Source organism: Bordetella ansorpii (assembly GCF_900078705.1).
GTDB lineage: Bacteria > Pseudomonadota > Gammaproteobacteria > Burkholderiales > Burkholderiaceae_B > Bordetella > Bordetella ansorpii_A.
In genome coordinates this window covers 1-19,536 of record NZ_FKIF01000001.1, presented here as the reverse complement: position 1 = coordinate 19,536, position 19,536 = coordinate 1, and the positions used below count along the sequence as shown (strand labels likewise).

General features: G+C 70.2%; 13 protein-coding genes and 1 pseudogene. 7 read left to right on the top strand and 7 right to left on the bottom strand.

Going from position 1 to position 19,536, the window contains the following annotated elements; genetic code table 11:
* The first annotated feature begins 234 nt into the window (after positions 1 to 234).
* From A6745_RS00070 to A6745_RS00050, 5 genes are all read left to right on the top strand, one after another.
* Positions 235 to 987: a maleate cis-trans isomerase family protein gene (locus tag A6745_RS00070; protein WP_066122070.1), complete on the top strand. Its 753-nt coding sequence runs from the start codon at positions 235 to 237 to the stop codon at positions 985 to 987.
* Between the two features lie 16 nt (positions 988 to 1,003).
* On the top strand, positions 1,004 to 1,816 hold the full coding sequence (locus A6745_RS00065; RefSeq protein ID WP_066122066.1) for an alpha/beta fold hydrolase: 813 nt from the start codon (positions 1,004 to 1,006) through the stop codon (positions 1,814 to 1,816).
* Positions 1,817 to 1,894: 78 nt separating this feature from the next.
* Positions 1,895 to 2,932, top strand: coding sequence for a M29 family metallopeptidase (locus A6745_RS00060; protein WP_066122060.1), 1,038 nt, complete (start codon positions 1,895 to 1,897; stop codon positions 2,930 to 2,932).
* A 26-nt stretch (positions 2,933 to 2,958) separates the two neighbouring features.
* Positions 2,959 to 3,615: an isochorismatase family protein gene (locus A6745_RS00055; RefSeq protein ID WP_066122057.1), complete on the top strand. Its 657-nt coding sequence runs from the start codon at positions 2,959 to 2,961 to the stop codon at positions 3,613 to 3,615.
* Positions 3,578 to 5,833 (top strand): xanthine dehydrogenase family protein molybdopterin-binding subunit, encoded by a 2,256-nt coding sequence (locus A6745_RS00050; RefSeq protein WP_066122054.1) that lies wholly within the window; start codon positions 3,578 to 3,580, stop codon positions 5,831 to 5,833. Before A6745_RS00055 ends, A6745_RS00050 begins: the two co-directional genes overlap by 38 nt.
* A gap of 30 nt (positions 5,834 to 5,863) precedes the next feature.
* Here A6745_RS00050 and A6745_RS00045 read toward each other — a convergent pair whose 3' ends face one another.
* The 7 genes and pseudogenes from A6745_RS00045 to A6745_RS00015 form a co-directional block, all read right to left on the bottom strand.
* The gene (locus tag A6745_RS00045) at positions 5,864 to 7,063 is read right to left on the bottom strand and encodes an acetyl-CoA C-acyltransferase (RefSeq protein WP_066122053.1); all 1,200 of its coding nucleotides are present in this window, start codon (positions 7,061 to 7,063) and stop codon (positions 5,864 to 5,866) included.
* 99 nt (positions 7,064 to 7,162) lie between these two features.
* The gene (locus A6745_RS00040; protein WP_066122050.1) at positions 7,163 to 9,553 is read right to left on the bottom strand and encodes a 3-hydroxyacyl-CoA dehydrogenase/enoyl-CoA hydratase family protein; all 2,391 of its coding nucleotides are present in this window, start codon (positions 9,551 to 9,553) and stop codon (positions 7,163 to 7,165) included.
* An 83-nt stretch (positions 9,554 to 9,636) separates the two neighbouring features.
* The gene (locus tag A6745_RS00035; RefSeq protein WP_066122047.1) at positions 9,637 to 10,941 is read right to left on the bottom strand and encodes an OmpP1/FadL family transporter; all 1,305 of its coding nucleotides are present in this window, start codon (positions 10,939 to 10,941) and stop codon (positions 9,637 to 9,639) included.
* A 124-nt stretch (positions 10,942 to 11,065) separates the two neighbouring features.
* Positions 11,066 to 13,000 carry a 3-hydroxyacyl-CoA dehydrogenase NAD-binding domain-containing protein gene (locus tag A6745_RS00030; RefSeq protein WP_066122045.1) on the bottom strand — a complete coding sequence of 645 codons (1,935 nt, stop codon included), beginning with the start codon at positions 12,998 to 13,000 and terminating at the stop codon, positions 11,066 to 11,068.
* A 107-nt stretch (positions 13,001 to 13,107) separates the two neighbouring features.
* A pseudogene (locus A6745_RS00025) lies at positions 13,108 to 14,403 on the bottom strand (acetyl-CoA C-acetyltransferase); the annotation flags it as partial.
* A gap of 91 nt (positions 14,404 to 14,494) precedes the next feature.
* Complete coding sequence (locus tag A6745_RS00020) at positions 14,495 to 16,837, bottom strand: acyl-CoA dehydrogenase (protein WP_066122044.1); 2,343 nt, start codon at positions 16,835 to 16,837, stop codon at positions 14,495 to 14,497.
* A gap of 48 nt (positions 16,838 to 16,885) precedes the next feature.
* Positions 16,886 to 17,569: a TetR/AcrR family transcriptional regulator gene (locus tag A6745_RS00015; RefSeq protein ID WP_066122042.1), complete on the bottom strand. Its 684-nt coding sequence runs from the start codon at positions 17,567 to 17,569 to the stop codon at positions 16,886 to 16,888.
* Positions 17,570 to 17,911: 342 nt separating this feature from the next.
* On the opposite strand from A6745_RS00015, the gene epsC reads away from it, so the two are divergent.
* Positions 17,912 to 18,856 (top strand): serine O-acetyltransferase EpsC, encoded by a 945-nt coding sequence (gene epsC / locus A6745_RS00010; RefSeq protein WP_066122039.1) that lies wholly within the window; start codon positions 17,912 to 17,914, stop codon positions 18,854 to 18,856.
* On the top strand, positions 18,853 to 19,536 hold a 684-nt coding region (locus tag A6745_RS00005; RefSeq protein ID WP_066122033.1), incomplete at its 3' end, for an NAD-dependent protein deacetylase. The genes epsC and A6745_RS00005, both read left to right, overlap by 4 nt.

Below are 19,536 nucleotides of genomic sequence, written 5' to 3'. Positions count from 1 at the left end.
ACCATGTTCTTGTCCGGATGGGCGCAGGCGTTGCGCAAATGCCTGGGCGTGCCGGTGAACAAGCTTAAGTGCTGGTATTTGCTTAGGGTTTTCCCTTGTCTTTCCGTGTCGGAATCCATGCTTTCGAGACTTGCCAGTTCGGCGTACGACTGCAAGAATAGAGTGTATGCATTCAAATTGGCGGCCGGCCCGACGATGCTTTCCGGGCTGGTCTCCAGCGCCAGGAACCGCCCTATGACCAAGACCTACCGCATCGGCCAGATCGTGCCGAGTTCGAACACCACGATGGAGACCGAGATTCCCGCGATGCTGCGCGCGCGCGAGCTGATCCGTCCCGAGCGCTTCACCTTCCACTCCAGCCGCATGCGCATGAAGAAAGTGGTGAAGGAGGAACTGGCCGCGATGGACGCCGAGTCGGACCGCTGCGCCGTCGAGCTGTCGGACGCGCGCGTGGACGTGCTGGGCTACGCCTGCCTGGTGGCCATCATGGCCATGGGCCACGGCTACCACCGCGTCTCGCAGGAGCGCCTGACGGGCCAGACGGCGGCCAACGGCGCCAGCGCGCCGGTCATCACCAGCGCGGGCGCGCTGGTCGATGCCCTGAAGATCATGAGGGCGAAGAAGATCGCCGTGGTCGCGCCCTACATGAAGCCGCTGACCGACCTGGTGGTCAGCTACATCGCCAACGAGGGCTACGAGGTGCTGGACTACCGCGCGCTGGAGATTCCGGACAACCTGGACGTGGGCCGCCACGACGCCACGCGCCTGCCCGGGATCGTGCAGGGCCTGAAATACCAGGATGCCGACGTGATCGTGCTGTCGGCCTGCGTGCAGATGCCGTCGCTGCCGGCCATCGCCAAGGTCGAGGCCATGACGGGCAAGCCCGTGGTGACCGCCGCCGTGGCCACCACCTACGCGATGCTGGGATCGCTGGGCCTGGAGCCGGTGGTGCCGGGCGCGGGCGCGCTGTTGTCGGGCGCGTATTGAACACCGGGGAGCCGACATGAGTACCTTCCAATACGGCGCGCACGTGCACGCCAACGGCATCCGCCAGCACTACCTGCGCTACGGCGGCGCCAAGGCGGGCCTCGATCCCGTCATCATCGTGCCGGGCATCACCAGCCCGGCCGTCACCTGGGGCTTCGTGGCCGAGCGTTTCGGCGGGCGGTTCGATACCTACGTGCTCGACGTGCGGGGCCGCGGGCTGTCGCAGGCCGATGCCTCGCTGGACTACGGCCTGGACGCGCAGGCGGCCGACCTGCTGGCCTTCGCGCAGGCCCTGGGCCTGGCGCGCTACAGCGTCGTGGGCCATTCCATGGGCGCGCGCATCGGCATCCGCGCCGCGCGCACGCGGCCCGCGGCGCTGGCCCGGCTGGCGATGGTGGACCCGCCGGTGTCCGGTCCCGGCCGCCGTCCCTATCCCGCCAAGCTGCCCTGGTACGTGGGCTCGATGGCGCAGGCACGCGCCGGCATGACGGCCGAGGACATGCTGGCCTATTGCCCGACGTGGACCGAGGAGCAGCGCCAGTTGCGCGCCCAGTGGCTGCACACCTGCGACGAGCGCGCCATCCTGGCCAGCTTCGACGGCTTTCACCTGGACGACATCCACGCCGACCTGCCGTCGATCGAGGCCGGGCGGCTGCTGGTCACCGCCGAGCGCGGCGAGGTGGTGCGCGACGACGACGTGGCCGAGATCCAGCGGCTGGCGCCGGGCACGCAGCACGTGCGCGTGCCCGGCGCCGGGCACATGATTCCGTGGGACAACGAGCAGGGTTTCTACGCCGCCTTCGGCGATTTCCTGGGCGCGCGCCTGTAGCGGCGCGCCGCGCGGGCGTCGGACCGCTCCGATGCCCGTGGGGCAGGCAATAGGCCCGGACTGGGCAAGGAGAGCAGCATGCCGGTAAGCGACTATGAACTGATCCAGGCCTGGCAGCGGGTCCTGACGCTGTCGAAACTTCAGGCGGGGCAGGCCGTCACGGTGCTGACCAGCGCGGCCACGCATCCGCAGACGCTGTCCGCCGCGTTGATCGCGGCGCAGTCGATGGGCGCGGTCGTCAATCGCCTGGACCTGCCGCCGGTCAACGCAGAGAAAGCGCTCAGCCGCGACTCGCTGGCCTACCTGGGCACCACGCCGCTGACCGGCAACAAGGCCGCCATCGCGGCCCTGAAGGCCAGCGACCTGGTGCTGGACCTGATGACGCTGCTGTTCTCGCCCGAGCAGCACGAGATCCTGGCGGGCGGCACGAAGATCCTGCTGGCGGTCGAGCCGCCCGAAGTGCTGGCCCGGCTGGTGCCCACCGAGGCCGACCGGACCCGCGTGAAGGCGGCGGCGGCCCGCATCGAGGCCGCGCGCGAGATGACGGTGCAGTCCCCCGCCGGCACCGAGCTGCGCTGCCCGCTGGGCGAATTCCCCGCCATCAGCGAGTACGGCTTCGTGGACGAGCCCGGACGCTGGGACCACTGGCCCAGCGGCTTCGTGCTGACCTGGCCGGACGAGCGCGGCGCCAACGGCCGCATCGTGATCGACCGCGGCGACATCCTGCTGCCCCAGAAATCGTACGTGTCCGAGCCCATCACGCTGACCGTCGAGAACGGCTACGCCACCCGCATCGAAGGCGGCGTGGACGCCGAACTGCTGCGCGAGTACATGGCCACCTTCGATGATCCCGAGGCCTATGCGATCTCGCACATCGGCTGGGGCCTGCAGCCGCGCGCGCACCGCGGCGTGCTCGGCCTGTACGACCGCGAAGCGACCATCGGCATGGACGCCCGGGCCTACGAGGGCAACTTCCTGTTCTCGCTGGGCCCCAACAATGAGGCCGGCGGTAGCCGCGCCACGGCCTGCCACATCGACATTCCCCTGCGCGGATGCACGGTGAAGCTCGATGGTCAGGAAGTCGTCAGGGCGGGCAAGGTGCTGGACCGCGCCTGAACCCATCATCACAGGAAGACAAGCATATGGCCAAGCAGGAAGAGATCGCGACCTACGAACGGCAGGGCTTCGGCACGGCATTGCCGCTGCGTGCGCCATTCGGGTTGCTGATCGTCGATTTCGTCAATGGGTTCGCCGACCCGGCGCAGTTCGGCGGGGGCAACATCCCGCAGGCCATCGCCAGCACGGTGCCGCTGCTGGCCGCCGCGCGCCTGCGCGGCTGGGCGGTGGCGCACAGCCGCATCGTCTACGCCGACGACGATGCCGACGGCAACATCTTCAGCATCAAGGTGCCGGGCATGCTGACGCTGAAAGAGGCGTCGCCCGCCAGCGCCATCGTCCCCGAGCTCACCCCGGCCCCCGGAGAATACGTGGTGCGCAAGAACGTGCCGTCGGCCTTCCATGGCACCATGCTGGCCGCATGGCTGGCGCAGCGCGGCGTGCAGACCCTGCTGGTGGCCGGCTGCACCACCAGCGGCTGCGTGCGCGCCAGCGTGGTCGACGCCATGTCGGCGGGCTTGCGGCCCGTGGTGCTGGCCGACTGTGTCGGCGACCGCGCGCTGGGCCCTCACGAAGCCAATCTGTTCGACATGCAGCAGAAGTACGCCGCCGTGATGCCGCGCGACGCGGCGCTGGAGGTCATTCTTGCCATCGACGACGCGAGCGCCGCTGCACACGCCTAAGGCGTTGCACCAGCACCTGCTGGCCGACGCCAGCGCGCTGCTGATCGTGCGCGATCCGGCGCCGGGCGTTCGGCCCGCGCCCGGCCAGCCTGGCGCGGCGTCCGACTACGTGCGCGCCACGCCCGACATCTTCGTGGCGGTGCTGGCCGACGGCCGCGTGCAGGCCTTCAACGGCCACGTCGACCTCGGCACGGGCATCCGCACCTCGCTGGGGCAGATCGTGGCCGAGGAGCTGGACGTCGATCTTTCGCGCGTGAAGATGGTGCTGGGCCATACCGAGGCCGCGCCCAACCAGGGGCCGACCATCGCCAGCGCCACCATCCAGATCGCGGCCGTGCCGCTGCGCCGGGCCGCGGCGCAGGCGCGCGGATACCTGGTGCAGCGGGCCGCGCAGCGTCTGGGGGCGCAGCCCGGCTCGCTGACGGTGGAGGACGGCGTGATCGCCGCGCCAGGGGGCGAGCGCATCGACTACTGGACGTTGCTGCGCGAAGGCGGCACGATGCTGCGCCTGGCCGACGACGTGCCGGTCAAGCCCGCGCGGCAGTACCGCATCGTGGGCAAGAGCGCGGCGCGGGTGGACATTCCCGGCAAGGCTGTTGGCGAGCCCGTCTACGTGCACGACGTGCGCGTGCCCGGGATGCTGCATGGCCGCGTGGTGCGGCCGCCCTATGCCGGCCGCGATACCGGCGCGTTCGTCGGCCACAGCCTGATCGGGGCCGACGCGGGTTCGGTGGCGGATCTGCCGGGCGTGGTCCAGGTGGTCGTGCAGGGCGATTTCGTGGGCGTGGTGGCGCGGCGCGAGGAGCAGGCCGTGCGTGCCGCGCGGCAGTTGCGCGTGCGCTGGCGGACGGTGCCGCCTGCCCCCCCGCTGGACGACCTCGCCGCGGCGCTCAGGGCGCAGCCGGCCACCTTGCGGCCTTTGAAGGAAGAGGGCGACGTCGAGGCCGCGCTGGCGCGGGGCGAAAGCCTGTCGCGCCAGTATGTGTGGCCCTACCAGATGCACGCCTCCATCGGGCCGTCTTGCGCCGTGGCGGATTTCCGCGAGCAGGGGCTGACGGTCTGGTCCGGTACGCAGAACCCGCACATGCTGCGCATCGATCTGGACCGCCTGCTGGGCGTGGGAGAGGCAAACATCGAGATCGTGCGCATGGAGGCGGCGGGCTGCTATGGACGCAACTGCGCGGACGATGTCTGCGCCGACGCGGCGCTGCTGTCGCGCGCGGTGGGCGCGCCCGTGCGCGTGCAACTGAGCCGCGAACAGGAACACGCCTGGGAACCCAAGGGGGCGGCGCAACTGATGGAGGTGCGCGGCGCGCTGGACGAGCGCGGCAACCTGTCCGCCTACGATTTCGCCACGCGCTATCCGTCCAACGACGCGCCGCTGCTGGCGCTGCTGCTGACGGGCACGGTGGCCGCCGGGCCGCGCGTGCTGGAGATGGGCGACCGCACGGCCGCGCCGCCGTATCGCTATCCTCACCAGCGCATCGTCTGCCACGATATCCCGGCCATCGTGCGCGCTGCCTGGCTGCGCGGCGTGTCGGCCTTGCCGAACTCGTTCGCGCACGATTGCTTCATCGACGAATTGGCCGAACGGGCCGGCCGGGACCCGGTCGAGTTCCGGCTGCATCACCTGGACGACGCGCGCGCGGCGGACCTGCTGCGCGCGGTGGCGCAGCGCGCCGGCTGGCAGGCCGGCGCGACCGGATCGCGCGGGCAGCCCGGCGGTGATGGACTGTTGCACGGCCGGGGCGTGGGCTACGCGCGCTACGTGCACAGCAAATTTCCGGGCTTCGGCGCCGCGTGGGCCGCATGGGTGGCCGATCTCTGCGTGGATCCGGCCACGGGCCGCATCCGCGTGCGGCGCGTGGTGGTCGGCCAGGACACCGGCATGATGGTCAACCCCGACGGGGTCCGCCACCAGGTGCATGGCAACGTGATGCAGACCCTGAGCCGCACGCTGAAAGAGCGGGTGACGTTCACCGGCGCCGGCGTCGCCAGCCTGGAATGGGGCGCCTACCCCATCCTCGGCTTCGTGGAAGTGCCGGACGTCGACGTGGTGCTGATGCCCCGCCAGGACGAGCCGCCCATGGGGGCGGGCGAGTCCGCCTCGGTATGCGGACCCGCGGCGCTGGCCAACGCCCTGTTCGACGCCACGGGCCGGCGCTGGCGCGAGCCGCCCTTCACGCCGGAGCGCATCCTGGCGGGCCTGGCCGCTTGAACGCCGCCGCGCGGCCGCGCGGCGTGCCGCCTACAGCGCCTCGAAGATCCCCGCAGCGCCCATTCCGGTCCCGATGCACATCGTCACCATGCCGTACCTGCCTTTCGTGCGCCGCAACCCATGCAGCAACGTGGCCGTGCGGATGGCCCCGGTGGCCCCCAGCGGATGCCCCAGCGCGATCGCGCCGCCCAGCGGATTCACCTTGTCGGGATCCAGTTGCACATCCCGGATCACCGCCAGCGACTGCGCGGCGAACGCCTCGTTCAACTCGATCCAGTCGATATCCTGAAGTGTCAGGCCCGTCGTGGCCAGCACCTTCGGAATCGCCGCGGCAGGCCCGATGCCCATGATCTCGGGCGGCACGCCAGCCACCGCGAATCCGGCAAAGCGCGCCAGGGGCTGCAGATTGAACTCGCGCAGGATGCGTTCCGACACCAGCACCACCGCGCCCGCGCCGTCCGACATCTGCGAACTGTTGCCCGCCGTGACGCTGCCGCGCGCGGCGAACACCGGCCGCAGCTTCGCCAGGGCTTCCGGCGTGGTGTCGGCACGCGGGCCTTCGTCCCGGTCCGCCTGGCGCTCCACGCGTTTGGGCTCGCCCGACTTGCCGTCGGGCATCCAGGACACGACGGTGTAGGGCGTGGTCTCGGCCTGGAAGTGGCCGGCCTCGATGGCGGCGATGGCCTTGCGGTGCGAGGCCAGGGCAAAGGCATCCTGGTCTTCGCGCGACACCTTCCAGCGCTCGGCGACCTTCTCGCCGGTCAGGCCCATGCCGTAGGCCATGCCGAGATTCTCGTCGTGCTCGAAGATGGCGGGGTTCATCGCCACCTTGTTGCCCATGATCTGCGGCATGGCGCTCATGGATTCGGCGCCGGCACCGATCATGATGTCGGCTTCGCCCAGGCGGATGCGCGCGGCCGCGTCGGCCACGGCCTGCAGGCCCGAAGCGCAGAAGCGGTTGACGGTGACGCCCGCCACGCGGTCGGGCAGGCCGGCCAGCAGCAGCGCGATGCGCGCCACGTTCATGCCTTGCTCGGCTTCGGGCATGGCGCAGCCCGCGACCACGTCGTCGATGCGCGCGGCATCGAGCGACGGCACTTGCGCCAGCGCGCCGCGCAGTGCGGCGGCCAGCATGTCGTCGGGGCGGGTGTGGATGTAAAGGCCGTTGCGCTTGCCCACCGGCAAGCGCGTGGCGGCCACGATATAGGCTTCCTGCATGGTCTTGGTCATGGTCGGTTTCCTGTTTTTACCGCCGGGCCGCCCCAAGGGGAAAAGCGCCCCTCGGGGGGCAGCAGGCCGAAGGCGCGGCGTGGGGGCATTTTCATTGCCTTAGTTGCGCAGCGGTTTGCCGGTGTCCAGGGTGTGGCGGATGCGCGCCTGCGTCTCGGGCGTGCGCAGCAGCGCCACGAATTCGCGGCGTTCCACCGCCAGCAGCCAGGTCTCGTCCACGCGGGTGCCGGCATCGATCTCGCCGCCGCACAGGGCCACCGCGGCGCTGCGCGCCACGCGGTAGTCGTGCTCGCTTATCATGCCGCCGGCACGCATGTTGACCAGCACCATTTCCAGGTTGGCGATGCCGGTGCGGCCCGCCACCGGGATGCCGCGTACCGGCAACGGAGGCTTGTAGCCGGTATCGGCCAGCGCGCGCGCCTCCTTCAGCGCCACCCATAGCAATTCGCCCGGATGGAACACCACCGGATCGGTATCGGCCGCGTAGCCCATGTCGACCGCCTGCAGCGCGCTCTTGGCGACCTGGGCCGTGGCGATGTTCTGGAACACGGGTTGCAGGTATGGGAAAACTTCGTTGGGCGTGGCCGTGGCTGCGGCCATGGCGGCAGCCCGCGCCGCCAGCGCCTTGCTGCCGCCGCCCGCCGGGATCAGGCCCACGCCGGCTTCGACCAGGCCCACGTAGCTCTCCAGCGCCATCACGCGCCGGGCCGCGTGCATCATGAATTCGCAGCCGCCGCCCAGCGCCATGCCCTGCACGGCCGCCACCACCGGCACCTGCGCATAGCGCAGCGCCAGCGAGGTGTTCTGGAACGTCTCGACCGTGGACTCCAGCATGTCGAACTTGCCGGCCTGGCAGGCCTGGTAGACCTGTTCCAGGTTGGCGCCCAGCGCGAAGGGCGCGTCGTGCCACAGCACCAGCGCATCGAAATCGGCCTCGGCGCGCGCGACGGACTCGCGGATGCCTTCCAGCACCTCATTGCCCAGCACGTGGTTGCGCGTGGTGATCGACAGGATGGCCACGCCGGCATCGACCTGGGGCAGGTGCCACAGGCGCACGCCCGCGTTTTCCCACACGGTGGCGCCGCGGTCGGGCGTGGCCTCGCCGGCCACGGTCTCGGGGAACAACTGGCGGCCATACACCGGCAGCGACGAGCGTGGCCGCCATCTGCCATCGGTGGCGCGATACGAGCCTTCCGGCGCGTGCACGCCCTGGCGTTGCGGCTCCAGCACCCAGGCGGGCAGGGGAGCGTCGCTCATGGCGCGGCCTTGCTGCACGTCGTCGGCGATGGCGCGCGCGACATCCTGCCAACCCGCGGCCTGCCAGGTCTCGAAGGGGCCCTGGCTCCAGCCGAAGCCCCAGCGCATGGCCAGGTCCAGGTCGCGCGCGTTGTCGGCCACGTCTGCCAGGTGCACGGCGCTGTAGTGGAACAGGTCGCGGAAGATGCTCCACAGGAACTGCGCCTGCGGGTGCCGCGAGGCGCGCAGCTCGGCCAGCCGCCTGGCCGGATTGCGGCCGTGCAGGATGGTGGCGACCTCGTCGGCCACCTTGCCGCCGCTGGGGCGGTAGTCGCCCGTCTCCAGGTCCAGCACCTGGATTTCCTTGCCGGCTTTCCTGTAGACGCCCGCGCCACGCTTCTGGCCCAGCGCGCCGGCATCGATCAGGCGTTGCAGCCATTCGGGCGACTTGAAATGGCGGTGCCACGGGTCGGCCGCCAGATGCTCGCGCATGGTGCCGATGACGTGCGCCAGCGTATCCAGGCCCACCACGTCGGCGGTGCGGTAGGTGGCGCTCTTGGGCCGGCCGATCAGCGGACCGGTCAGCGCGTCCACCTCGTCGAAGCCCAGGTTCAGCCGCTGCGTGTGATGCATGGCGGCCAGGATGGAGAACACGCCGATGCGGTTGGCCACGAAGTTCGGCGTGTCCAGCGCGCGCACCACGCCCTTGCCCAGGCGGGTGGTCAGCCAGGTTTCCAGGTCGTCCAGCACCCGCGGCTCGGTGAACGAGGTGGCGATGAGTTCGACCAGCCGCATGTAGCGTGGCGGGTTGAAGAAGTGCACGCCGCAGAAACGCGGGCGCAGCGACTCGGGCAGGGCCTCGGCCAGCGACTGGATGGACAGGCCCGAGGTGTTGGACGCGATGGTGGCGCGCGCGTCGAGATGCGGCGCGATGCGCTCGTACAGCGCGGTCTTCCAGTCGAGCCGCTCCGCGATGGCCTCGATCACCAGGTCGCATTGGCCCAGTTTCGGCAGGTCGTCGTCGTAGTTGGCCGGCGCGATCAGCGCCAGCCGCGCCAGGCCGGCCAGCGGCGCGGGCTCGAGCTTCTTCAGGCCGTCGAGGGCTTTGCGGGCGACGCCGTTGCGGTCGCCCTCCTTGGCGGTCAGGTCGTACAGGGTGACGCGCACGCCCGCGTTGGCCAGGTGGGCGGCAATCTGCGCACCCATCACGCCAGCGCCCAGGACGGCGGCATGCTTGACGATGAACTTGCTCAAAACAACCTCCTCGTTGGTGGGGCGGACCCGATGTGGATTCATCGGGCCCGCCCGGGGCCGCGGCGCGGACGGCGCCGGACCGGTCAGAACCGCGCGGTGACCTGCACGCCCACGATGTTGCCCTTGCTATCGTAGCTGCCCGCCAGGCGGCCCTTCGACAACTGGTTGCCCGACGTGGTGTCGATGTCGGAGTCGCGCAGGTACAGATAGGTGTAGCCCACGTCGATGTCGATGTTCTTCGTGGCCTTGTATTGCACACCGGTGGAGAACCACCAGCGGTCGGTGTCCGGCAGCGAGGCCAGGCGGTCTTCCGCCTTGTGCACCGGCGACTGGTCGAAGGCCACCCCGACCTTCCACTTCCATTGCTCGTCGATCTGGTAGTTGGCGCCCAGCGCGATGCGCCAGGTGTCGCGGAATTTCAGCGGCAGCGAGTCGGACGGCCCGTTGCGGTTGGAGATGTCCAGCGACTGCAGGCTGCTCCAGCCCGTCCACGAGATGTCGCCCAGCAGTTGCCAGCGCGGCGTGAGCTGGTGCGAGGCGCTCAGGATGAGCTGGTCCGGCAGCTTCACCGTGGTGCTGGCCGCGTAGGACGCGGTGGTGGTGGCGCCGCCCGGCAGGGCGATGTCGTTGACGTCGGTGTTGCCCTTGGCGTCCTGTTTCATGGTCGATCGGTACGACACGCCGATGCGGGTGCTTTCCGTCGGCTGGAACATCACGCCGGCGTTCCAGCCCCAGGCGTCGCCATGCATCTTCAGGCGGGCGTCGCCGTTGGTGAAGATGCCAGCCGTGGGCACCAGCGGCACCACGGTCTTCTTCTGGTACTCGGCGTCGATGCGCTGCCAGTTGGCGCCGATGCCCAGCGACAATTGATCGGAGACCTTGTAGGCGATGGACGGGTTGATGTTGACGGTGGTGATCTCGAATTTGTTCGAGTGGTACTGGCCCGCCCAACCGCTGTCGTACTCCGTCATCAGGCCGAAGGGCGCACCCATGCCGATGCCCAGCCACCACTTCGGCGCCACCTGGTACGACAGGTACGCATTGGGCACCACGCCCAGGTGGCCCGCGTCGCCGCTGTTGCCGCCGGTGGGGGCGGTGCCGCCCAGCACGGTCGGATTGCGGCTGTTGCCGTTGTCGCGGAACTTGAACGACGGCCAGATGGCGTTGGCCCCCGCCGACACGTTGCCGCCGGGCAGATACGTCATGCCGGCCGGGTTGAAGTAGATGGTGCTGGCGTTTTCGGGATTGGCGGCCGAGCCCGCGTAGGCGTTGCCCAGGCCGCTGGCGTTCTGCTCCAGCAGCTGGAAACCGGCGGCATGGACGCCCACGCCGTAGGTGCCTGCGAGCAGGGCGGTGATGGCGTTGAGCGCCAGGAGGTGTTTGCGCATTTTCAGGTCTCCGATGGATATAAGTATTGTTGCCGGGCTGGCTTGCTTCCGCGGTCGCCGCAACCGCCCGATCGTTGTTGTGCCTGCGTTTACTACCTACCCGCCGGCAGGCCGGCGGGCGGGCTTATTCCGTTGTGGGCGCCGTGGGCTCCTGGGGGCGCGATCCATGCAGCGGACCGCCCGTATAGGGGGCATAGCCGGTGCCGAAGATCACGCCGGCGTCGGCCAGGTCCGCATCCGCCACGACGCCCGCCGCGACCTGCCGCCGCGCGCGTGCGATCAGCGGGGCGGTCAGGCGTTGCGCCAATCCCGGGGCGGCCCGGCCGGCTTCGCCGCGGGCGGGCTTGACGGCCTTGCCATCGCGCCACGTATAGAAGCCCTTCCCTGTCTTGCTGCCCAGCTCGCCGCGTTCGACGTGCTGCAGCAGGCAGCGGGGCGGCTCGGCGCCATCCGCCAGTTGGCGTCCGGCGGCCAGGGCGATGTCCAGCCCCACGGTGTCGGCCAGTTCGATGGGCCCCATCGGCATCCCGAATGCCGTCATCGCGGCGTCGATGGCGGCGGGCGCCATGCCTTCGTCCACGCAACGCATGGCTTCCAGCATGTAGGGCGCCAGCACGGCATTGACCAGGAAGCCCGGCGCATCCTGCACCGGCAGCGGCAGCTTGCCGATGGCGCCGACGAAGGCGCAGGCGCGGGCCTGCGCGCTGCCGTCATCGGCCGGGCCGCGCACCACTTCCACCAGCGGCATGCGCGCCACGGGATTGAAGAAGTGGATGCCGACCAGCCTCTGCGGCTGTGCCAGTTCCGCGCCCAGTTCCCGCAGGGGCAGGCTGGACGTATTGGTGGCCAGCAGCGCGCCGGGTTTCAGGCGCGGCTCGATCTGGCGGTACAGCGCGCGCTTGGCGTCCACCTGTTCGACGATGGCCTCGATGACCACGTCGGCCCGCGCGATCCCATGTCCTTCGGGATCGGGAATCAGGCGGTCGAAAGCCGCGCGCGCGGCGCGGCGATCCTTCAGCTTGCGCGCATGGAGCTTGCCCGCGCGTCCCAGCGCGGGTGCGATGCGCGAGAGGTCCTGGTCCTGCAGCGTGACGGTCAGGCCGCGCAGCGCGCACCATGCCGCGATGTCGCCGCCCATGGTGCCCGCGCCCACCACGTGCACGTGCGCCACGGCCGGCGTGCCGTCCGCCTTGCCGTGGGCCTTCAGGCGCTCTTGCAGGCGGAATACGCGCACCAGATTGCGCGCCGTGTCGGATGACAGGATGGCGTCCAGCCGCGCGGGCGCCAGCAGGGCATTGCCGTCGTGGTGCTCCCACAGGTCGAGGATGGCGCCAGGCGCGGGGTAGTGGCCTTGCGGATCCTTTTCGGCGATGCGCTTGCGCGCCTGCCGGGCCACCAGCCCCTTGAAGGGCGGGCGATTCATCAGGGCGGGGATGCCGCGCGCGCGGCGCGGCTTTTGATTCGACAGCACCTGATGGCGCGCGGCGGCATCGAGCAGGCGGGTCGGCACGCGGGCATCGGCCAGGCCCAGCGCGGCGGCGCGGCGGGCATCGATGCGCCGGCCGGTCAGCATCATGTCCAGCGCGGCCGGCGCGCCGATCAGCGCGGGCAGGCGCAGCATGCCGCCCCAGCCGGGCACGATGCCCAGCATCACTTCGGGCAGGGCCAGCGCGGTGTCGGGCTCGTCGGCCACCAGGCGATAGCGGCACGCCAGCGCCAGTTCCAGGCCGCCGCCCAGGCAGTGGCCGTGGATCAGCGCCAGCGTGGGATAGCGCACCGACGCCAGCCGTTCGAAGAGGTTCCAGCCGCGCGCGATCAGTTCGCGGGCCGCCTCGGGTCCATTCAACGCGGCGAACTCGTCGATGTCGGCGCCCGCGATGAAACCAGCCTTCTTGGCCGACCGGATCACCAGGCCGCGCGGCGGCTGGGCATCCAGCGCATCCAGCGTGGCCGACAGTTCGTGCATCACGGGGGCCGACAGTGTATTGACCGCGCCGTCCGCGCAATCCAGCGTCAGCCAGGCCAGGCCGTCCGCGTCGTGTCGCAGTTGCCAGTTCATCGCGCTTGCTCCGTGCCGGGCTGGGTGGGTTGGGTTGGGCTGGCGGACCCGGCCTGCGCGGCGTGCGCGTGCTCTGGGTCATGGGCCATGGCGGCTGGTTGGCCCGGCGCGGCGTCGTCGAGGGTCTCGACCAGCATCGCGCCGCCTTGGCCGCCGCCGATGCAGATGGCGGCCATGCCGCGCCGCAATCCCCGAGCGCGCAGCGCGCGCAGCAGGTGCAGCACGATGCGGGCGCCCGACGCGCCCACGGGATGGCCCAGCGCGATGGCGCCGCCGTCCACATTCAGCTTCTCCTGGTCCAGGCGGCCCCACGCCGGCGTGCCCAGGTGTTCGGCGCAATAGGCCTCGTCCTGCCAGGCGGCCAGGCATCCCAGCACCTGTGCGGCGAAGGCTTCGTTGATCTCCCACAGGTCCAGGTCGTTCAGGCGCAGTCCGTGGCGTTGCAGGATGGGCGTGGCCGCGTGCACGGGGCCCAGGCCCATCTGCGCCGGATCCAGTCCGGCCCATTGGCTGTCCAGGATGCGGCCCAGCGGCTTCAGGCCGTACTGGTCGACCGCCGCCTGCGAGGCCAGCAGCAGCAGCGCCGCGCCGTCGGTCACCTGCGAGCTGTTGCCCGCCGTGACGTTGCCCCACGGTTTGTCGAACACCGGGCGCAGCCTGGCCAGCCGTTCGGGGGTGGAGTCGTCGCGCACGCCGTCGTCCTGGTCGTGCAGCGTGCCCTTGCGCGGATCGACCAGCGGCGCCAGTTCGCCCTGCATGTCGCCGCGCGCGCGGGCCGCCAGCGCGCGCTGGTGGCTGCGCGCCGCGTAGGCGTCCATCGCGGCGCGATCGATGCCGAAGCGGGTGGCCAGGTTCTCGGCGGTCTGGCCCATCGACAGGCCGACCACGGGGTCTGTCAGGCCCTTGAGCAGTCCGATCACGGGCGCCAGCTTGCGGAAAGGAAACTGGCCCAGCGCGGCCAGCCGCGCGCCCAGGTTGCGCGCCGACGACCAGCGCGCCAGCCACTGCACCATCTCATCGGAGACCAGCACCGGCGCGCGCGACAGCGCGTCCACGCCGCCCGCCAGCACCAGATCGTGCCGGCCCAGCTGGATCGAGGCGATGGCGCTGTCCAGCGCCTGCATGCCCGACGCGCAATTGCGCATCACCGTCCAGCCCGGCACCTCGTTGCCGCAGCCCAGGCGCAGCGCGATCACGCGGCCGATGTTGACTTCGTCCGGCGAGGGCGCGGCGCAGCCGATCACCACTTCGCCCAGGGCATCGGGCGCGAAGGGCTGGCGCAGCAGCAGCGCGCGGCCAGCCTGCACGGCCAGGTCGCCCGCGGCGAAGGGACCCGGTGCGTTGCGGGCCTTGAGGAAGGGGCTGCGCGCCCCATCGACGACATAGACGGGCTGGAAGCTCATGCGGGATGTCCCTCTTCGCTGCGCGCCCGCCCTCCCGCCAGGGAAGCCGCGCGCCATGCTGGATGATCTTGCCGGATTGTGCCTGGCGCCATCATGCCGCCCGCGCCTGGTGTTCGCCGGCCGCGTCCTGCGCGCCCAGGTCGAACGGGAAGTCGTCCACCCGCACCACGCGGTCGCGCAATACGTTGCGCTGGCGCAGCAGCCTGTAGTCGTCATCCGACAGCAGGCTGGCTGCCCAGGCCGCCTCGGCCATGTCGCGTACGTTGGCGCGCGGATCGCCGTCCAGCGCGCCGCGCTTCTCGATGTCGCGCAGGCGGGCTTCGGCGGGCTCGGCGGCCAGGGTGGCGGCCAGCGCCTGCTCCAGCGCGCCGACCGGTTCGTCGATACTGTCAGGCAGGTAGCAGCCCTCGGTCAGGCGGTCGCGCGCCGCGCCCGGCGCGATCAGCAGTTGCGCCACCTTCTGGCCCAGCACGTCGCGGGGCGCGCGCTCGGGCATGCCCCAGGGGAACAGCACCACGCGCAGCAGTTCGGCCACGCCGCGTTGCGGCAGATTGTCCAGCACGCCGTTGGCGGCTTCCTGCAGCTTGTGCAGGGCATCCTGCATGGCCCAGTGCGCCAGCGGCGCGTCTTCCCGTTGGCGGCCCTGGTCTTCGTAGCGCTTGAGCACCGCGCTGGCCAGGTACAGCTGCGACAGCATGTCGCCCAGCCGCGCCGACAGCCGCTCGCGGCGCTTCAGGCTGCCGCCCAGCAGCAGCATGCACAGGTCGGCCAGCAGCGCGAAGCTGGCGGCATAGCGCGTCATGCGGCGATAGTACGTATGCATGGCCGGCGCCGCGCGGCCGGGCGCCTGCGCGAAACGCGCGCCCGTGAACGCCAGCCCCAGGGCGCGGGCGGCGTTGCCCAGCGTGAAGCGCACGTGGCCCCAGAAGGCCTTGTCGAAGGCTTCCAGGCCGCGTTGGAGGTCGTCGTCCTGCGCCGCGCGCATCTCGTCGAGCACGTAGGGATGGCAGCGGATCGCGCCCTGGCCGAAGACGATCAGGCTGCGCGTCAGGATGTTGGCGCCTTCCACGGTGATGCCGATGGGCGCCTGCTGGTACGCGCGGCCCAGGAAGTTCGACGGCCCCAGGCAGATGCCCTTGCCGCCGATCACGTCCATGCCGTCCACCACCACCTGGCGTGCGCGTTCGGTCACGTGGTACTTCACGATGGCCGAGACCACCGAGGGCTTGGCGCCCAGGTCGATCGCGCCCGCCGTCATCACGCGCGCGGCCTCGGTCAGGTAGGTGTTGCCGCCGATGCGCGCCAGCGCTTCCTCCACGCCCTCGAAACGGCCCACCGGCACGCGGAACTGGCTGCGCACGCGGGCATAGGCGCCCACGGTGCGCGTGGTGTACTTGGCCATCGCCGAGTTGGAAGAGGGCAGCGAGATCGAGCGGCCCGCCGCCAGGCATTCCATCAGCATGCGCCAGCCCTGGCCGGCGCGTTCCGGTCCGCCGATGATGAATTCCAGCGGCATGAAGACGTCCTGCCCTCGCGTGGGGCCATTCATGAACATGGCGCCCAGCGGCTGGTGGCGGCGGCCCGTGTCCACGCCGGGATGATCGTGCGGCACCAGCGCGCAGGTGATGCCCAGGTCGGTCTCGCCGCCCAGCAGCCGGTCGGGGTCGTACAGGCGGAAGGCCAGGCCGAGCAGCGTGCAGACCGGCGCCAGCGTGATGTAGCGCTTGTCCCAGCTGACGCGCATGCCCAGCACTTCCTGGCCCTGCCACTGGCCACGGCAGACGATGCCGTGGTCGGGAATGGCGGCGGCGTCCGAGCCCGCCCATGGGCTGGTCAGCGCGAAGGCCGGCACTTCGGTGCCGTTGGCCAGGCGCGGCAGGTAGTGGTTCTTCTGTGCGTCGGTGCCATAGTGCAGCAGCAGTTCGGCCGGCCCCAGCGAGTTGGGCACCATCACTGACACCGCCAGCGCGGACGAGCGCGTCGACAGCCGCGCGATCACTTCGGAATGCGCATAGGCCGAGAAGCCCAGGCCGCCGTATTCCTTGGGAATGATCATGCCCAGGAAGCCGTTGGTCTTCAGGTAGGTCCACAGCTCCGGGGACAGGTCTTTGCGCTGCTGGGTGATGTCCCAGTCGTCGGCCATGCGGCAGGCTTCGGCCGTTTCGTGGTCCAGGAAGCGCTGTTCGGCCTCGCTCAGTTGCGGCTTGGGATAGGACAGCAGCGTGTTCCAGTCCGGACGGCCGCGGAACAGCTCGCCTTCCCACCACACCGTGCCCGCCTCCAGCGCATCGCGCTCGGTGGCGGACATCTGCGGCAGCACCTTGCGGTACATCCGGAACACCGGCTTGGTCAGCAGGGCCTGGCGCAGCGGTTGCAGCATCAACACCGCGGCCACGGCGGCCACCAGCAGCAACAGGATCAAGAAGGCAAACATGAGGGAGTCTCCGGTAGTCGTTGTGCTTGTCGTGGGCGCCGGCCGGGGTCAGCCAGGCGCCAGCAGGGGCGGCAACGGCGCGCGCAGGCCGCCCAGCAGGAAGCTCATCAGGCGCGGCAGCAGCAGCGCGGGGTTGTCGGGCTGTTCGGCATCGTCGATGCTCCAATGCGTGACCAGCCGCAACGTGCTGGTGCCCATGATGGCGTACGAGGTGGCGCCCAGCATGAAGTGGAAGCGCCACATGATCTCGGCGCGCGGCACGTCGGGCAGCGAGGCGAACAGCGCGTTCTGGTAGCGCTGTATCACGTCGGCGTATTCATCGGCGAACAGTGTGCGGATGAATCCCGTGGGGTCGGTCATGGTGCGTTCGAGCAGCGGCAGGAAGTGCCGGCCGGCGTGCTCGGGATCGTTGGCCAGGCGCAGCAGGGTGCCGAAGAAGGCATCCAGTACCTGCGAGGGCTTCAACGGCTTGCCGCCGGCATCGGCCTCCAGGGCGTCCAGCACGCGCAGGCGTTCCTGGTTGACCAGCGCCAGGCTGCGTTTCAGCACCTCCTGCAGCAGGGCTTCCTTGCCGCCGAAGTGATAGTTGACCGCCGCCAGGTTGACGCCCGCGGCCGCGGTGATCTGCCGCATCGACGTGCCGTCGTAGCCGTGATGGGCGAACAGGGCCTCGGCGGCATCGAGGATGGCCTCTTGGGTGGAAGACGGCGGGGCGGAGGGCGTTTCCTTCATCTTCTCGGCTGATTCAAACGTTCGTTTGAGATTGATTATAGAGATTGTCATCCTGCTGAAATTCCTGATAATCCCTGACAGGGTTTACGCTTAGCCCGTGCCGGGGAGAATGCGGCGGCGCACAAGACCCCGCCGGCCTGTCGGCGACCCTGCCGGCTGGGCGGCTCAGCAGTTACAGTCGAGCCATGGTGCGTGCCCACGCGCCGTCCTTTGCGACGCGTTCGCGTCCGCGCATGACGGGACGGCGGCGCTTGCCGCACGCCATTTCCGTTTCTTCGCGAGGTTCACCATGTTTGTAGACGTTCGGATTTCCGCCTGTGCCGCCGGCCCGGAGGCACGGCAATGAGTCCCGCTTCCCTCCCGACGCAGCACTGGAATCTCGACGGCATCGTGTCCGGCCTGCGGGCCGCGCGCGTCGATTGGCGCGGACCGCACGGCCGCCTGCGCGAAACCTCAGCCGGCCGTGAATTCCCTTCTCCCGAGGGCCTGCGCCATGTCGTCAAGCAACTGTGCGGCGCGCTGTTCCCCATGCGCCTGGGGCCCATCGACCTGCGTGAGGAAGTCGAGGACTTCTACGTCGGCCATACGCTGGGCGAGGCCCTGGACGAACTGCTGCAACAGGTCTACCTGGAACTGCGCCACCTGAGCCGCGATGGCGACGAGCCGCGCGAGCAGACGCTGGAGCGCGCCGTGGCCATCACGCGCGCGTTCGGCGCCGAACTGCCCGCTGTGCGCCGCACGCTGGACCTGGACGTGACCGCCGCCTACCAGGGCGATCCGGCCGCGCGCAGCGTCGACGAAGTGCTGCTGTCGTACCCCGGCGTCACCGCCATGATCCACTTCCGCCTGGCGCACGTGCTGTACCGCCTGGGCGCGCCCATGCTGGCGCGCATCGTGACCGAGCTGGCGCACTCCGACACCGGCATCGACATCCATCCCGGCGCCACCATCGGCCGCAGCTTCTTCATCGACCACGGCACCGGCGTCGTCATCGGCGAGACCGCCATCATCGGCGACCGCGTGCGGCTCTACCAGATGGTCACGCTGGGCGCCAAGCGCTTCCCGCCGGGCGAGAACGGCGAGCTGAAGAAGGGCCTGGCGCGCCACCCGATCATCGAGGACGACGTCGTCATCTACGCCGGCGCGACCATCCTGGGCCGCATCACCATCGGCAAGGGTTCGACCATCGGCGGCAACGTGTGGCTGACGCGCAGCGTGGCCCCGGGCAGCAACGTCACCCAGGCCAGCCTGGTCAGCGACATGCCCGACTGCGGCCTGGGCGCATGACCGCATCGCTGCAGGACCTGCGCGCCTTCCTCGACGCGCATCCGCGCCTGTTCGTGCTGACGGGCGCCGGCTGCAGCATCGGCTCGGGCATCCCCGTCTATCGCGATGATGATGGCGCGTGGATGCGCAAGCCGCCCATCGACTTCCAGACCTTCATGGGTGGCGTGCCTGCCCGCGCGCGGTATTGGGCGCGCAGCATGGTGGGTTGGCGGCGCTTCGGCCACGTGCAGCCCAACGCGGCGCACCGTGCGCTGGCGGCGATGGAGGCCGAGGGCCGCATCGAGCTGCTGGTCACGCAGAACGTCGATGGTTTGCACCAGGCGGCCGGCAGCCATCATGTGGTGGACCTGCACGGCAAGCTGGATGAGGTGCGCTGCATGAACTGCGATTGGCGCGGTGCGCGCGAGGCCTGGCAGCAGACGCTGGTGGAGCGCAACCCCGGCTGGGCGGCGTTCGATGCGCCCGATGCGCCCGATGGCGATGCCGATCTGGATGGATTGGATTTTTCCTCGTTCGATATTCCTGCCTGTCCGCGCTGCGGGGGCATCGTCAAGCCCGACGTGGTGTTCTTCGGCGAAAGCGTGCCGCGAGATCGTGTCGAGCGCGCGCAGGCGGCGTTGGAGCGCGCCGATGCGATGCTGGTCGTCGGGTCGTCGCTGATGGTGTATTCGGGCTATCGG

Coding starts and splice junctions, on each gene's coding strand:
- A6745_RS00070 (WP_066122070.1), top strand. CDS start 235: ATGACCAAGACCTACCGCATCGGCCAGATCGTGCCGAGTTCGAACACC.
- A6745_RS00060 (WP_066122060.1), top strand. CDS start 1,895: ATGCCGGTAAGCGACTATGAACTGATCCAGGCCTGGCAGCGGGTCCTG.
- A6745_RS00035 (WP_066122047.1), bottom strand. CDS start 10,941: ATGCGCAAACACCTCCTGGCGCTCAACGCCATCACCGCCCTGCTCGCA.
- A6745_RS00020 (WP_066122044.1), bottom strand. CDS start 16,837: ATGTTTGCCTTCTTGATCCTGTTGCTGCTGGTGGCCGCCGTGGCCGCG.
- epsC (WP_066122039.1), top strand. CDS start 17,912: ATGAGTCCCGCTTCCCTCCCGACGCAGCACTGGAATCTCGACGGCATC.
- A6745_RS00065 (WP_066122066.1), top strand. CDS start 1,004: ATGAGTACCTTCCAATACGGCGCGCACGTGCACGCCAACGGCATCCGC.
- A6745_RS00030 (WP_066122045.1), bottom strand. CDS start 13,000: ATGAACTGGCAACTGCGACACGACGCGGACGGCCTGGCCTGGCTGACG.
- A6745_RS00045 (WP_066122053.1), bottom strand. CDS start 7,063: ATGACCAAGACCATGCAGGAAGCCTATATCGTGGCCGCCACGCGCTTG.
- A6745_RS00055 (WP_066122057.1), top strand. CDS start 2,959: ATGGCCAAGCAGGAAGAGATCGCGACCTACGAACGGCAGGGCTTCGGC.
- A6745_RS00015 (WP_066122042.1), bottom strand. CDS start 17,569: ATGAAGGAAACGCCCTCCGCCCCGCCGTCTTCCACCCAAGAGGCCATC.